The sequence below is a fragment of the Desulfobaculum sp. SPO524 genome, assembly GCF_044987625.1.
GTDB lineage: Bacteria > Desulfobacterota > Desulfovibrionia > Desulfovibrionales > Desulfovibrionaceae > Desulfobaculum.
Genome location: NZ_JBJDSB010000004.1, coordinates 214,806 through 229,953, shown reverse-complemented (window position 1 = coordinate 229,953; position 15,148 = coordinate 214,806). Strand labels below are relative to the sequence as shown.

14 protein-coding genes are annotated in these 15,148 nt (G+C 61.7%); 11 read left to right on the top strand and 3 right to left on the bottom strand.

What is annotated here, in order from left to right; all coding sequences use genetic code 11:
• Window positions 1-7 precede the first annotated feature (7 nt).
• A complete protein-coding gene (locus ACI3L3_RS14080) occupies window positions 8-265 on the top strand; it encodes a DUF6899 family protein (protein ID WP_404845774.1) in 258 nt (85 codons plus the stop codon).
• Window positions 266-361: 96 nt separating this feature from the next.
• On the top strand, window positions 362-1,300 hold the full coding sequence (locus ACI3L3_RS14075; RefSeq protein ID WP_404845773.1) for a GDP-L-fucose synthase family protein: 939 nt from the start codon (window positions 362-364) through the stop codon (window positions 1,298-1,300).
• Between the two features lie 451 nt (window positions 1,301-1,751).
• Here the strand turns inward: ACI3L3_RS14075 and ACI3L3_RS14070 are convergent, their stop codons facing one another.
• Window positions 1,752-2,168 carry a MucR family transcriptional regulator gene (locus ACI3L3_RS14070; protein ID WP_404845830.1) on the bottom strand — a complete coding sequence of 139 codons (417 nt, stop codon included), beginning with the start codon at window positions 2,166-2,168 and terminating at the stop codon, window positions 1,752-1,754.
• 495 nt (window positions 2,169-2,663) lie between these two features.
• Between ACI3L3_RS14070 and ACI3L3_RS14065 the strand changes: the two genes are divergently transcribed.
• From ACI3L3_RS14065 to ACI3L3_RS14045, 5 genes are all read left to right on the top strand, one after another.
• Window positions 2,664-2,903, top strand: a complete 240-nt coding sequence (locus ACI3L3_RS14065) for a hypothetical protein (RefSeq protein WP_404845772.1) — start codon at window positions 2,664-2,666, stop codon at window positions 2,901-2,903.
• Between the two features lie 152 nt (window positions 2,904-3,055).
• Window positions 3,056-6,277, top strand: coding sequence for a hypothetical protein (locus tag ACI3L3_RS14060; RefSeq protein WP_404845771.1), 3,222 nt, complete (start codon window positions 3,056-3,058; stop codon window positions 6,275-6,277).
• Window positions 6,274-6,858 (top strand): DUF1318 domain-containing protein, encoded by a 585-nt coding sequence (locus ACI3L3_RS14055; RefSeq protein ID WP_404845770.1) that lies wholly within the window; start codon window positions 6,274-6,276, stop codon window positions 6,856-6,858. The genes ACI3L3_RS14060 and ACI3L3_RS14055 overlap by 4 nt, the downstream gene beginning before the upstream one ends.
• 103 nt (window positions 6,859-6,961) lie before the next feature.
• Entirely contained in the window at window positions 6,962-7,231 is a 270-nt protein-coding gene (locus ACI3L3_RS14050) for a hypothetical protein (RefSeq protein WP_404845769.1), read from the top strand.
• A gap of 293 nt (window positions 7,232-7,524) precedes the next feature.
• The gene (locus tag ACI3L3_RS14045; RefSeq protein WP_404845768.1) at window positions 7,525-10,116 is read left to right on the top strand and encodes a M16 family metallopeptidase; all 2,592 of its coding nucleotides are present in this window, start codon (window positions 7,525-7,527) and stop codon (window positions 10,114-10,116) included.
• A 93-nt stretch (window positions 10,117-10,209) separates the two neighbouring features.
• Here the strand turns inward: ACI3L3_RS14045 and ACI3L3_RS14040 are convergent, their stop codons facing one another.
• The gene (locus ACI3L3_RS14040) at window positions 10,210-10,854 is read right to left on the bottom strand and encodes a phosphatase PAP2 family protein (RefSeq protein WP_404845767.1); all 645 of its coding nucleotides are present in this window, start codon (window positions 10,852-10,854) and stop codon (window positions 10,210-10,212) included.
• 12 nt (window positions 10,855-10,866) lie between these two features.
• Window positions 10,867-11,526 (bottom strand): lactate utilization protein, encoded by a 660-nt coding sequence (locus ACI3L3_RS14035; RefSeq protein WP_404845766.1) that lies wholly within the window; start codon window positions 11,524-11,526, stop codon window positions 10,867-10,869.
• A 1,153-nt stretch (window positions 11,527-12,679) separates the two neighbouring features.
• Between ACI3L3_RS14035 and rpmH the strand changes: the two genes are divergently transcribed.
• The 4 genes from rpmH to yidC are packed head-to-tail and all read left to right on the top strand — an operon-like array spanning window position 12,680 to window position 15,086.
• Window positions 12,680-12,814 carry a 50S ribosomal protein L34 gene (rpmH, locus tag ACI3L3_RS14030; protein ID WP_404845829.1) on the top strand — a complete coding sequence of 45 codons (135 nt, stop codon included), beginning with the start codon at window positions 12,680-12,682 and terminating at the stop codon, window positions 12,812-12,814.
• Window positions 12,802-13,197, top strand: a complete 396-nt coding sequence (gene rnpA, locus ACI3L3_RS14025) for a ribonuclease P protein component (RefSeq protein ID WP_404845828.1) — start codon at window positions 12,802-12,804, stop codon at window positions 13,195-13,197. Before rpmH ends, rnpA begins: the two co-directional genes overlap by 13 nt.
• 4 nt (window positions 13,198-13,201) lie before the next feature.
• Window positions 13,202-13,477: a membrane protein insertion efficiency factor YidD gene (gene yidD / locus ACI3L3_RS14020; protein ID WP_404845765.1), complete on the top strand. Its 276-nt coding sequence runs from the start codon at window positions 13,202-13,204 to the stop codon at window positions 13,475-13,477.
• Window positions 13,470-15,086 carry a membrane protein insertase YidC gene (gene yidC, locus ACI3L3_RS14015; RefSeq protein WP_404845764.1) on the top strand — a complete coding sequence of 539 codons (1,617 nt, stop codon included), beginning with the start codon at window positions 13,470-13,472 and terminating at the stop codon, window positions 15,084-15,086. The genes yidD and yidC overlap by 8 nt, the downstream gene beginning before the upstream one ends.
• The last annotated feature ends 62 nt before the right edge of the window (window positions 15,087-15,148 follow it).

Below are 15,148 nucleotides of genomic sequence, written 5' to 3'. Positions count from 1 at the left end.
AGACGCCATGCCCTACATTACTCAGGACCGACGCGACAGTTTCGACGACGCCCTGCGCACCTTGGCAGACAACGTCACCAACGAAGGGGAGCTCAACTACTGCATCTACAAGCTGGCAACCCTTGTTGTGGAGCGCACCGGCGAGAGCTATGCCAAGCTGGCCATGTGCTCCAGCGCCATGGAGCACGCCAAGCTTGAGTGGTACCGCAAACGCCTCGCGCCCTATGAGGATGTGAAGATTGCCGAAAACGGCGATATAGAATAAGCCTTTCGCACATATTTCATGACGCACAACGCGCCGCCCAGCACCCTGCGGCGGCGTCTGCGTGCGCCTTCTCTCAGCAACCATACGAGACTGAACATGCATCCTGATTCCCGCATCTACGTCGCCGGTCACCGCGGCCTTGTCGGCTCCGCCATCGTCCGCAGCCTCCAGCGCGCCGGTTTTACGAACATCATCACCGCCACGCACAAGGACTGCGACCTCACCGAACAACAGGCCGTGCGCGACTTTATGGCAGAGCGCAAGCCGGACTACATTTTCATGGCCGCAGCGCGCGTCGGCGGCATCCTTGCCAATGCCTCGCGCCCTGCGGATTTCATCCGCGACAACCTCGCCATGCAGACCAACATCATTCATGAGGCGTGGCGCTCCGGCGTCACAAAATTCCTGTTCCTCGGCTCCTCGTGCATCTATCCCAAGTTTGCGCCCCAGCCCATGAAGGAAGAACACCTCCTCACCGGCGGACTGGAACCCACCAATGAGTGGTACGCCATCGCCAAGATTGCGGGCATCAAGATGTGCCAAGCCTACCGCCGTCAGCACGGGTTTGACGCCATCAGCCTCATGCCCACCAACCTCTACGGCCCCGGCGACAACTTCGATCTGGAATCCTCCCACGTCGTCCCCGCCCTGCTGCGCAAGTTTCACGAGGCCAAACTCGACGGCGCGCCCAGCGTCACCGTCTGGGGCTCCGGCTCCCCACGCCGTGAATTCCTGCACGTGGACGACATGGCCGACGCCAGCCTGCACCTGATGCAACACTACACCGGCGAAGACATCGTCAACGTCGGCGTCGGCAAGGATATGACCATCCGTGAACTCGCCGAATGCATCCGCGACACCGTGGGCTACTCCGGCGACATCACCTTCGATACCTCCCGCCCCGACGGAACGCCCCAAAAACTGCTGGACACCACCCGCCTCACCGCCCTCGGCTGGACCCCAACCCGCACCCTGCGCCAAGGCCTCGCCGAAACCTACCAGTGGTACCTGTCTACAGAAGATAGACGGATGTAAAACACCAACACCGGCCGGGCATTTTTTATGCCCGGCCGGTGTCTTTGAGAAGAGAAGGGAAGAGGGCCTTCGGCGACTTAAGGAAATAATTTCCTTAAGAATCCTTATACTTTTCTGGGCGGGGGCCGCCCAGAAAAGTGAGGTGGTGTGAGGTGTCGTGTGTGGGGGGCTTTCGTATTCTTTTCGCCTAGCTTGGCAGGGATGCTCTCCGCCCATCCAACGCGCCAACGCCCCAAAAAGAATTCTCACGGACGAGAGCCGTCAGGGGTGACGGCAGTGTCATACAAGGGCAACCGGCTTGTGCGCACTTGGGATTTTTAAGGGCCCGCGGCCCTTAAACCTGCGGAGCATATAAATAATCCTACGCCCAGCTCCACCCCACACGACACCAAAAAGCCCCGCGGTTGGCGGGGCTTTTGTGGTCGTACAGGGAGGACGCGATTGTGGGAGGCTATTTCTTTTGTTTGGCTTTTTTGCGGGCTTCTTTTCTTTTTTCCCACAGGCGCATGTCTTTCATCTTTTTGCGGCGTTCACGCTGCAGTGCTTTACAGATAAGGGGGGTGCCCTTTTTGTAGCCCCATTTCTCGCGGTATTCGTCGGGAGTCAGGTCAAACTTGGCGAGGTTTTTCTTGGTGAGGATCTTATAAGGCTTGCCATCTTCAAGGTTGATGATGGACTTCTCACGGATGGCTTTCTTGGGATCGACGGGTGGTTCTTGCTTTTCTTCGGCGCGGGGGGTGCCTTCGGCGATACCCTTAATGCCGGTAGCCAACTTCTGGACCATTGACGTTATCTCTTCTTCCGTCAATGTGCGGACACTCGCCTGTGCCTTGACGATCTCAAGTGCTTCTTTCAAGTAATCGTCCATCATAGCATCTCCTTTTTTACTCCCGGCGAGGAATCCTTTCGTTCCATGCACTCCGCCAGAACTGAATGTGGAAACTCCCGCTCACAACATTCGAGTAGACTGTACATAGTATCTTGCACAATTATCACATTGAATCAACCCCCTTTGCCAACAAACTTCACCACATCATCAAAATAGCCACACCACGGAACTGATGTTTCACACCCGTGCATCAGTTTCCATAAGTTCTGCCTCTTTTCTTTTTCTGTCTGCTTCTTTACATCGGTGTCGACCACCTGTGTTGGCGTTTTCCCGGACACTGCAACTTCATCGCGGCACTGGACGTTTTGTGCGCGTCTTTTCGCCTGCTGTCACAGTCGCAGGCGCGCTGCTGGGGGGCCTTGCGGCTTTCCTCTTCCTGTCCGGCATGTTACGGATTTACAAGGCGGACGATTGGCTTTATACATCCACCACGACTGGACGGCGCACGTCCGGCTTTTGCCAGCAGGAGGACCCATGAAGTACATCCTTTTTGAAGATTTCTCCGGCCAGCCGAGCCCCGTGCTCTTCTCCGACAAGATTCGCCACGAGGAGATGCGGGAGCAGCTGCCCTATTCCACGGTGCTTTCCGCCGGATACGTTGAGATGACGGGGGAAACCATCATCTGTCACGGCGCATCCAAAGCCCTTGGCGCTCAGGCCGAGGAAGGCGATGCCGCCATCATCCAGCAAAATTTGAACCCCGCTGAAGGCTGACCGCACTCCTTCGGGAAAGAGAGAGAAACGCCCTCCGGACCACTCCGGGGGGCGTTTTGTCGTTCCGTGGCTGCGGCCTGCACGGCGGGAATGGCTCTCGGCACAAGGCGGCTGTTCTGCTATGATTGGCTCATGTCATTGGAGCCACCCACATGAAGGTCCACACCTCCCCGCAGCCGCCCCCAAAACGGCGGCGGCTTTTCCTGCGCCGTACGGGGCTTGCCTGCGCGGCCGGACTCCTTGTGGTCATTGCGCTGGCCACGGCGCTTGTCACCTCTCCCCGCCTGCTCATCCCCCTTGCACAGCGCGCGGCCACTGCGGCGGATATCGCCCTGCATATCGACCATATTGCCCTATCGCTCACTCCGCCGCGCCTGACGGTGCTTCGCGCCAAGGCCTCCGCGCCGGGGATGACCATCAGCCTTCCAAAAGGCACCGTCACCTTTGCACCGGGCGGCATATTTGGCCCCGGCCCTGTTCTCTCCCGCATTGAAATCGATCGCCCGCTGCTTGTGCTCGCGGCGGGCAAGGGCCCGGACACCGCAGCACAAGACGCGCACACCGCCCCGACTCCGACGCCTCTGCCAATCCTTGCGGAGCACTTGAGCATCCATGATGGGCAACTGCGCATCACCTCACCGCAGGGCAATGCGCTGCTGCGGCATCTGTCCGTAACGGCAGCGCGTGACGGGCAAGCCATGCGGTGGATTTCCGACGCGACCCTCTCCTTCGCCCGTGAGAAACACGGGTCGGCGACCGCCACGGCCACACTGCGTTCATCCGGCAGCATCCTGCCGGACGGCGCTGTGGACGGCCTTGTCACCATGCCGAATATCCATTTCACCAGCTCCAAACTCACGGGTGATGCGGCCTTCACGGCGCAGGTGCTGTGGGACGCGGCAACCCTGCATGTCCGCTCCGTTGAACTGACGGCCCGCTCGCTCATCCTGCCAGAGCGCCAACGGTTGATTCCAATATCATCCGTCGATGTGCGGGGGACCGGCGCATTGCTCACTGCCGACGACACTCTGCGTGTGCAGTCCCTGTCCATAACGGTGGACAACGTTCTGCACACCGAAGGCTCGGGAACGCTCACCCCAAAGGGCGTCCAGGCGCTGGACCTGCGGGGCATCATCCCCGAGACAAAGCGCCTTGCCCCGTTTTTCGGGATGCTGTTGCCGCAGGGCGCGCGCCCACAGCTTGACGGCGCTGTGCACTTCACCTGCGCGCTGGACCGCCCGCCCGGAGACACAGGTACGGCCCCAGTGCGCGCCGCCATCACCACAGAAGGGCTCTCCGTCACTTGGCCGCAAGGCCCAACACGCCTTGACTGGTCCGGAACCATGGGCGCGACGCTCCTGCTCCCACCGGATTCCCTTGAAGAGATTAACCTCGATGGCAAAATGCATCTTGGCCTGCGCTACGCAGCGGTGGACGCAGACGCGCCATTCTCCCTCGCAGAAGCGCAGGCGGAAATTGCCCTGTCCGGAACACCGCTCGCGCCTGTGGCATCCATCCATGACCTGCGCATTCCCAAGGATGCCCTGCGTGTTGCCGGCAGCCCCTTGCCCTTTGGCCCCATCACGGCGCAGGCCATTGTGAGGCAGGAGAACAACGCCGTGACCATTGAATCCTTCAGCGCCGCCACCGCGCCCCTTGGGCGCATCACAGGCTCCGCCGCCATCCCGCTGGACACCCCGAATCGCTTTTCCCTGCGTCTGCGCGCTCCGGATGCCACGCTTTCCGGCGCGCTGGGGTTCTTCCGCGCCTTTGATATGCTCCCGCAGGTTATGCCGCCCGCGACGGGCGCGGCAGACATTGCGCTCATGCTGGACCACACCCCGCGCGGCCCGCGCTACCGCCTGAATGCGGACCTACGCGATATCGCCATGGCCTCACAGGACGACAGCCTGCTCGTTGATGGCATGCACCTCCAACTTGCGGCAGAAAGCGCCGGGCAAGAACTGCGGGGCACTGTGGTCTGCGAGAGCGGCGAACTCCTCTACACCACGCTGTATATGAACTTTGCAGACATGCCTTTTGTCTTGGATGCCGCTTGCCAGCGCCCCAGCGCGGACCGCCTGCGTAATCTTAACGGCACCCTGACCGTGGGTAGCGCCGCCACCTTTGCCCTGACGCAAGGGCGCGTGGACGCACTGCGCACCAGCCCGCGCCTTGCCGGGGCCACACGCATTGACATCGCCGCCCTCGGCCCGCTCTTTTCCCGCTTCATCAGGGAGCCGCTGGCGCCGATCGTCCCATCCATTGCGGACGCCACGCTCACGGGCCGCGCCAGCCTGCGCGCGGACATTGCGGCGTCGCGGGCGGGCTTTGCCGCCACCGGCACACTCCGCGTTCCAACCCTCACAGCTACCGCGCCCCAGCTGGAGATAGCCGCCACGGACCTGTCGCTGACTCTGCCCTTTTCCATCGCCGAAGCCCGTCCGCCACGGCGCTTCCCGGTTCCCGCAGACTGGGGACGCCTTACGGCGCGCACCCTCACCCTGCCGACGGGAACCACTCCGGACATCGGCCTTCGGGTCCGGCTGGAGCCGAACCATTGCCGCACGCGCGGCGACCTCCCCCTGTCCCTCTACGGCGGCACCCTTACCCTGCGCGGCATCCTCGTGGACGCGCCGTTTTCCCCGGCTGCCACCCTGCGCTGCACCGGCCGGGTGGACGGCGTGGACCTTGCGGCGCTGGACACAGGCGTTCCGCTTGAGGGGAGCATTTCCGGCTCCCTCGGGCACATCGTCCTCAATGAAGACGCCCTGACGACCACGGGCACCCTTGGCGTCGCATTCTTTGGCGGCACGGGGGACATACGCGGCATCGGCATGCGGCATCCCTTCTCCGGCGCTCGGGTGGCGGGCGTGGACGCCATCACCATTTCGGACATTGATCTTGAACCCCTCAGCGCCGCGCTGGAGGTTGGCCGCATCACCGGACGGCTCAACCTGACGGCGCAGGGCGTGCTGGTGGCCTACGGCCAGCCCGTCGGCATGGACCTCACCCTGCGCTCCACAAACGCACCGGGCGTGTCAAAGCGCGTCAGCCTCAAGGCGGTGAACACCATCTCCGTTATCGGTACGGGGCAGGGGTTGGCCGGGCTTGGAGCGGGGGCTTTTGCGTCCATGTTTAAGGAATTTGGGTACGACAGCATCGGCATCCACTGCCACCTGGACGATGACATCTTTTCCGTGCGGGGCTTGCTCCGCGAAGGCGGGATAGAGTATTTGATCAAGAAGCCCCTGCTCTTCGGCATCAATGTCATCAACCGCACGCCGCAGAACAGGATTGCCTTTTCGGACATGATGCAGCGCATTCAGCGCGTCACCACAACATCGCCGCAATCCGGCAAGGAGGCTCCATGACCCGCCGCGTCACACGCACCCTGTTTTGGCTCACCGCCCTGACCATGCTTGGCGCATGCGTCACGGTGAATATCTATTTCCCCGCCGCCGAGGTCCGGCAGGCCGCCGACACCCTTGTGGAGGACATCTACACCCCTGATGGCGGCGAGCAGGAGCAACAGCCCGCCACCAACGGCGAGAGCATGCTCCGCACCTTCCTTGCCGCCCTTGGCCCGTCCACGGCCCACGCCCAAAGTGCGGCCACAGTCAGCAACGCCGCCATCCGTGGCATCAAGGCCCAGCTTGAGCAGAACCACGCCCGCCTTGCCCCGCACTACGCCTCGGGCGTTATCGGCATTGCCAAAAACGGCGATGTGGTCATCCGCGACAAGGGCGGGCTGTCCATGAAGAGCTTTGCCGACCTCAAACGGCTGGTCCGCGCGGACAATGAACTGCGCCACACCCTCTATGCCGAGGTGGCCAAAGCGCTGGAGACATCAGAAACCCACAAGGTGCAGGACGTCTTTGCCCGCACATGGCAAAGCAAAGCGCCCGGAGGCTGGTGGATTCAGGACCCATCGGGCGCATGGCGCAAAAAGTAAAAGAAGAGACGGCTGCGGCTACCTTTTGCGACGCCGCGCGCCATATGCTAGCGTAATGCAAGTGCAATGAACTACACAGGCAAGACCACGAGGAGGTCCGCCCATGACGATTGATGCACGCAGTCTTGAAGAGAAAATCCGCACGCTGTACCCGGAAATTGGCAAGCACAGCCTTGGTGTAACCGTGACCAAGGACAAACAGACCGGCGACTGGCTCATCTCCATAGACAACGGCGAACACAGCCTCAGCACGCACATCAGCGAGCAGGACGCCGCCGACTGCATTGACGGCACCAAATGCGTTCACCTTGGCGTGCAGATCGGCACCTTTGTGGAGAACTACTGCCTTGGCGGCGGAGCCTGCCTCACCTGAATACGCCCCCCGCGCGGCGCGCCATCCCGCGCGCCGCGCGGGTTCCGCCCATGACGCTCTTCCGGGCCGGGGCTTACCACACGCGCCATCTGCGTCTTCCCCCTTGTTTTTTTTCCATTCGGAACTACCATCTTCCGGACGGACGCGCTTTTTTTCGCCCGTCCGGACGCGACCCAATGCCGCCCCTGTCATGCCGCCTTGCCCGGCCACACGCCGCAAGGCGGTTCATACGAAGGAGAAACATGGAGTGCACTATGCTGCGCAAATTACTTTTTTTCATCGGAGTGCTCGGTATGGCCACTTCGCTTAATGCCGCGCCAGCCTTTGCCGCGGCAGACCAGAGCCTGACCGTCCTGCCCAACGGGCTGAACGTTCTTGTCCAGCGCGACACGCGTTTTCCCCTTGTCTCCCTGCGCCTCTACGTGCACGCCGGTTCGGCCTACGAAACGCGCGAGCAGGCGGGCATCAGCCACCTGCTGGAGCACATGGTCTTCAAGGGGTCCGACTCCCGCGCCGCCGGCGACATCGCCGCGGACGTGGAGAGCGTTGGCGGCTCGCTGAACGCCGCCACCAGCTTTGACTATACCGTCTACAAGGTAGACGTCCCCGCCGAGCATCTTGCCCTTGGCGTCGACGTTATTAAAGACATGGCCTTTGGCGCCACCCTCGACCCCGAGGAACTTGAGCGCGAGAAAAAGGTCGTCATCTCCGAACTGGAACGCGGCGAGGACGCCGCCGCCAGCCGCGTGTTTAAAGCCATGCAGCCCATGCTGTGGGGCGGTACGCCCTACCAGTGGCCCATCATCGGCAACCGAGAAACGGTCACAAACATCACCAGACAGGACATCAAGGACTACATCGACACCTACTACCAGCCGCAGTCCATGCTGGCCGTGGTGTGCGGCGATGTGGACATGGACGAGGCCACAGCGCTGGTGCAGAAGCACTTCGGCTCCCTGACCAACACCCGTACCCTGAAGCCCAAACGCCCCCTGCCGCTGCCCGAAGCCGACGGTCCGCACTTTGCCGTATCCAAGGGCCCATGGAACAAAACCTATCTGGCCGTGGCCTTCCCCATCCCCAGCCTGCATTCCGACGACATCGCAGGGCTGGACCTTTTGGCCCACATGCTGGGCGGCGACAACACCTCGCTGCTGTACCGCCACCTCAAATACGACAAGGGCCTTGTGGACCAAATCTCCGCGTACAGCATGACCCTGGATCAGGTCGGCATGCTGTACATCAGCGCCACGCTGGACGGCGACAAGCTCCCCGCCTTCTGGAAGGAACTGCAATCCACCCTTGCCGGACTCTCGGGCGACTCCTTCACGGACAAGGACTACGAGAGTGCCGTCTTGAACATTCAGGACTCGCTCTATTCCAGCCGCGAAACCATCGGCGGGCTGACCTCCAAGCTGGGCTACTTCCAGTTCTTTGAAGGCAGCACCAAGGCCGAAGACCGCTACGCCTCGCGCCTGGACGCCGTGAATGCCAAGGAACTCCAGCGCCTGATTGATACCTACATCCAGCCCGGCGCCGCACGCGTTGCCGTGGAGCTTGATAAATCCTCAGATGAGCCGGAAGCCGTCACCGCGGCCATGAAGAGCACCATGCAGGACGTCTGGCCCGCGCAGGAGACGCAATCCGTCGAGCGCACCGCGCAGGATGACGCCACAACGGAAGTTATCGACCTGCCCGGCGGCCATTCGCTGGTGCTCCAGCCCGACGATACCCTGCCCTACACGGCCATGACCATGGCCTTCCGTGGCGGCAACGCGCTCATCTTCCCCGGCGAAGAAGGCGTTTCCTCGCTTACGGCCAAAGCCCTGACCAAGGGCACCACACGCCTGAGCGCGCCGGAATTCCGCAAGGCTCTCTCCGGACGCGCGGCGTCCATCTCCGCCAGTGCGGGGAGCGACTTCTTCGTCTTGTCCACGCGGTATCCCACCCGGTACGAGGACGAGATGCTGCCGCTCTTCCGCGAGACGTTGCAGTCCCCAGCCTTTGCCGAAAAGGAAATCGACCGCGCCCGCAAGGAGCAAATTGCGCAGGTAAAGCAGTTGCAGGACCAGCCCCTTGGCCTTGCCCTGCAGCACATGTTCCCCTTCCTGTATGCGAACACGCCCTACCGCCTCTCGCAGCTTGGCACCGTGGAAGATGTAGCCGAGATCACGCGGGACGACGTGCTGTCCTACTGGGAGCGCCAGCGCAAGCAGCGCTGGACGCTGGCCGTCTGCGGCACGTACGACCGAGACGCCATCATCGACATGGCGGAGTCCTTCGCCAAGGCCCAGCCCGGCGAACCCTTTGGCTACAACACGCCGGACTGGAACACGGACCGCGAGCTGAAACTGAACCTTGCCGAGCGCAATCAGGCGCACCTGCTCGCCATCTTCCCCGTTCCCGGCGAACTCGGTGAACACCGGGCCGAGTTGGACCTGCTGCGCGACATCCTCGCCGGGCAGAGCGGACTGCTTTTCAGCGACCTGCGCGACAAGCAGGGGCTGGGCTACTCCGTCACCGCCCTGTTGTGGCAGGCTCCGAAAACCGGCTTCCTCGCCTTTTACATCGGCACCAACAAAAACAAGCTGGAAAAGGCCCTGCAGGGCTTCCACAACACCGTGGCCCAGCTCAAGGAAGCGCCCCTGCCTGAGGCCACCATCAGCCGCGCCCAGAACCTGATGCGCGGCTCCTACTACCGCCAGAACCAAAGCCTGTCCGCCCGCGCGCGTGAGGCTGCGCATAACGTCATGCTCGATGAGCCACTGCACTACGAGCAGGACATCATCGAAAAGGCCCAGCACCTGACGGGCAAGGACATTCAAAACGTCGCCAAGACCTACCTCAACTGGGACAAGGCCTACATCCTCACCGTGGAGCCATAACCCGCCCCGCGCATGCACAAACGAAAGCCCCCGGCAAAACATTCTGCCGGGGGCTTTTTGATGATATAGGGCGCCGTTTGGAGCGTGGCCGGATTACGCGCCCGGCGCCGCCCCGTCTTCGGGTGACGTCTCGTCATGGGACGGGTCCGCGCCAACGGACGCGCCGTGACCGAGGGCAAGGAGCACAGCGCAGGTCGCGAGGGCCGCGCCAATGCCAAAGAGCCACCCCATGCCGACGTCGAGGGGATAATGCTTGGCGAGATACACGCGCGAGAAGCCCACCACAAGGGGCAGCAGCCAAATGCTGCGCCGCACGCGCGGCCAAAAGAACGCCAGCAGGCACGCCACGGCCATGGAACTTGCCGCATGGGCCGAGGGATAGGAATTGCCGCGCTCCTTGGTCTGCACATAGTCGGCGGGGCGCTGTTGCCATGCGCCATCCTCGTGGTAATGCACCCCGGCAAGGGCGTTGAGCGGACGCACCCGGCCCACGCTGTGCTTCACGATATTGGTCCCACCGTCGGTCAGCCCCAGCGTCGCCAGCAAGGCGATGAGCACAACGGCCCGCCGCTGCCACGACACATGGCGCAGACCAAGGACCAAACCGCCGCCCACCACCGCCCACAAGAGCAGCGGCGACGAAACCAGCGGCATCAGCACATCAAGGACGGTACCCCGCAGGCCGAAATGCAGCGCATTAAACAGGGCCAAATCCCAAGCCGGAGTTGCAAAGGGCATCGCTCCTCCCGCCTACAGGCCGAGGTCCTCGCCGATAAGCACAACATGGATGCGGTGCTTCGGCGCGGACTTTTCAGTGATGAGCCACGAATTGCAGATGCGGCCCGGCGCGCTACAGTCGGCGCAGGAGCCGGTCTTGGTACAGGGGGTTTTGCGGTCCAGCCGGATGGAGTTGGCCGGCGCGGCAAATTCCTTGATGCGGGACATGGCGGTGTCCACATCGGGGCACAGCTTATTGCGGCCCACAACCACGATGACATTTTCCGGACCAAAGGCCATGGCCGCCACGCGGTTGCCCAGTCCGTCCAGATTCACCAAACAGCCGTCTTCCACAACGGCGTTGGTGCCGGTGAGGAAAATATCGGAGAGCAGGGCCTTGCGGCGCAGTTCAAGGGACTGCGCCGGGTCGCCGCCGTAGGAGTCGATAAGCTCAAGGCGTCCGTCGGCCTTCACCGCGTCATAAATGCCGCTGGCCGTAATGGTCATGGAGCCACCAAGACCAACGACCTTGGCGCCCTTTTCCTCGATAAGGCCGGGGATAATCTCGTCCATCACAAGCTGGCGGGCCGCGTCCTTATCCTTGACCACATGGGCGGCGAATCCGTTCTTCTCAAGGGCCTTTCTGGTCTGTTCCAGACGCAGTTCATAGTACTGGTCGACGGGTTCGGACATTTCCGACTCTCCTTGGTGTTTTCGGTATGAATGCAACCTGCCAGCTTTACGGACGAAACGCTCTTAACGCCCGCCACGGCAGGATATCCCTGATGTTTTTCCGCCGCAGACGCCTCAAGACGCAGGTGCAGAATGCCGATAAGACAAGGTAAGCATCACGCATACCATGGCAACGGCGCGAAGCACAGCAGTCCGGGAGGACGCATGCCTTCGGATGAACAGACAATTTTCCACGCCCCACCATCATGCACCATCGGCGCAGCATTCGCCGCCGTGGTCAATTCCTCGGCGCGTCTTGCCAGCGGGATAAGCATTTTTACAGACAGCGCGCAGCTAACGGCTCCATGTCACCTCACCCCGTGCGATATTGCCCTCATCTCCCTGCGGCTACGCGGGCATACTGACGCCCTGCGGTGCCTTGCGGCGGGCCAGCCAACATGCGGCGCAGCGCACGCCATGCTTGAGCGGCTGTGCGGCGCGGCAACATGCGCCCGCGCCGGACTGGATGAAGGCGACGCAGGGCTCACTTCGCTAGAACCTGAGGTAGTAACGCCATGCGGCGGCGTCAAGGAATCCTGTGTTATTTGGTCGGAATTGCCCCACCGCCCACAACACACCGAAACACAGGAACTCCAGAGCAAACCGCACCCCCTTGCGCCGCCAGCGCCCGGCGCCCCACACGCTGCGCCCCAAGGCCCGGCGGGCCGCACCTGCTCCGGATGCGCGCGCCACCACCATCAGGCGGCACATCTTTTTACTGACAGCCTCTCAAAAGAGTATCCCGGCACGAAACATGGCGCGGACTCAACACCTTTTCCCGGATGCCCCGGCGGGCCGTGCATCACCCCCAATATCGCAGTCACCGATGCAGTCGCCGCGCCGCTGTCAAACAGCGCGCTCCCCTCCATGGCCCTTTTCCTGCTCTTAAGCCGTACATGACCCACACCTGTTGCATCCCCTTGACATCACCTTCGCGTTGAGGCACATAGCGCCTCTTGCATCCTGCGTCATGCAGCGATGCGCTTACCGCTCCAGACCGCATCCCCAGCGCTGGAGCGAGACGGTCCGAGGGCGCGCGGTTGCCGTGCGTCCTTGACTTTTGATGACCTTGGGGGTACTTACTATCGTTTAGCTTTGCCAAGGAGAATTCACCATGAAGAGAACATATCAGCCGAGCAACACCCGCAGGAAAAGAACCCACGGCTTTCTCGTCCGTTCCCGCACCAAGAACGGCCGTGCCGTGCTGCGCCGCAGACGTGCCAAGGGACGCAAAAGATTAGCAGTCTAAGTTTCCCGCGTACGCACCGCCTGACCAGGCGCCCGGAATTCCTGGCTTGCTACGAGCGAGGCCGGCGATACCATTCCCGGCACTTTTTACTTTTCGCGCTACCCACCGGCTCTGCCGATGGGGTATGGCGCGCCGGCTTCGCCGTAAGCAAGAAAGTGGGCTCTGCCGTCAGGCGTAATCGCATCAAGCGCTTGCTGCGCGAGTTCTTTCGTCTGCATCAGGACCGGATCCTGACCGCACACGATTATGTCGTCGTTCCCAAACGGCACGTGGACGCCAACACGCTGTCCATGTCTACTGTTCAGGACGAACTGCTCGCGCTGCTGGTCAAAGCCCAGAAAGCCTCAGGTTCCGTGGCGGGGAGGAAGCCCCGTAAACAATAAGAGCATGCGCAACCTCCTTATTTTGCTCATCCGCGCGTATCAGCGCCTTATTTCCCCGCTTTTCCCCCCGACTTGCAGGTTCGTGCCCACATGCTCTTCGTATGCCATTGAGGCCCTGCGCCGACACGGCATTTTCAAAGGTTCTCTCCTTGCCCTTTGGCGCATCCTGCGCTGTCATCCCTTCTGCAAGGGCGGTTACGACCCCGTCCCGCCCAAGAAAAAGCAGTCTGGACCCCTTTCACTCAAACGACACCGATTAGCAGGTACTTCTCATGGATAACAAGCGAGTCATCCTTGCCGTGGGCCTGTCCATGCTCGTGCTCTTGGGTTGGAGCTATTTCTTTGCTCCCCAACAGCCGCAGCAGCAGCCCAGCCAGACAAACCAGACCCAAACGGCCCAGCAGCAGACACAGTCTCAGGCCGCCAACACCACCATGGAGCAGGCTTCCGCACCCGCAGCGCCTGCATTCAAGGCAGGGGCCGGACGTGACATTGTTGTGGAGACTCCGCTCTACAAAGCCGTCTTCAACTCCGCCGGCGGCATCCTCACCTCTTTTGAGCTGAAGGAGTACCACGAAACCATCCAGCGCGATTCCGCCCGCGTGAACCTGATTCCCCAGCAGAGCATGAACCGTGGTCCCCTCGGCCTCATCTGGAATGGACAGGGAACGTGGCGCAGCGATACCTGGAACGTGCCCACCACGAAGGACGTCATCGTGACCAATGAAGGCGGCGAGGACAGCCTCACCTTCCTTGGTGCCATGGGCGACCTCCTCATCAAGCGCACGCTCACCTTCCACCCCGAGACGTACCGCATCGACGAGTCCGTCGAACTTCTCAATATGGGCGGACTTCCGATTTCCGGCCGCCTTGGCGTGTCCATCGCTTCCGGCGACCTGACCACCAAGGAAAGCCGCTATAACCCTATGCGCGTGTCCTACCTCACCGCAGACGGCGTGGACGACGAAAACGACCGCGACGACCTCGGCAAGGGCATGCAGCTGAATAACGGCGTGCAGTGGGGCGCTATTCAGAACAACTATTTCGCTCTGGCCATCGCGCCTGAAGCGGGCGACGTGGCGCTGCGTACCAACTATCAGGACGGCCTCTTCCGCCTGCAGATGGACAAACAAGCCATCAACATCGCCCCCGATACAATGCAGAAGGTCGCCACCAGCTACTACTTTGGCCCGGTGATGGACCAATATCTTGAAACGGCCCCCAATAATCTGGACCAGCTTGTCACCTACGGCTTCTTTGACGTCCTGTCCAAGCCGCTGCTCAAGCTGCTGCACCTGTTCCACGGCTTCGTGGGCAACTGGGGCCTCGCCATCATCCTGCTGACCATCGTCATCAAAATTGTGTTCTGGCCGCTGTCGCACAAGAGCTACAAGTCCATGAACCAGATGAAGAAGATTCAGCCCCTGATGGCCAAAGTCCGCGAGCAGTACAAGGACGACCGCCAGAAGATGAACGAGGAGATGATGCGCCTGTACAAAACGTACAAGGTGAATCCTGCGGGCGGCTGTCTGCCCATGCTCCTCCAGATTCCTGTCTTCCTCGGTCTGTACCAGGCGCTGCTGGGTGCCATTGAGCTCCGCCACGCGCCGTTTATTGCCCATGTTCCCTTCACGGACCTGATCTGGCTGGCCGACCTTTCGGCCAAAGACCCGTTCTACGTGACTCCCGTGATCATGGGCGCGACCATGTTCCTCCAGCAGAAGATGACGCCTTCTCCGGGTGATCCCACCCAGGCGAAGATGATGCTCTTCATGCCGGTGATCTTCACGTTCCTGTTCCTGAACTTCCCCGCTGGACTGGTCGTCTACTGGCTCGTGAACAACGTTCTCTCCATTGCCCAGCAGTGGATGATGTTGCGCAAAGCCTAAATCAGCCTGCACTCCGCGCCGGAAGGGAGCACCAACGCCTCCTTCCGGCGCGGCTTACGCTG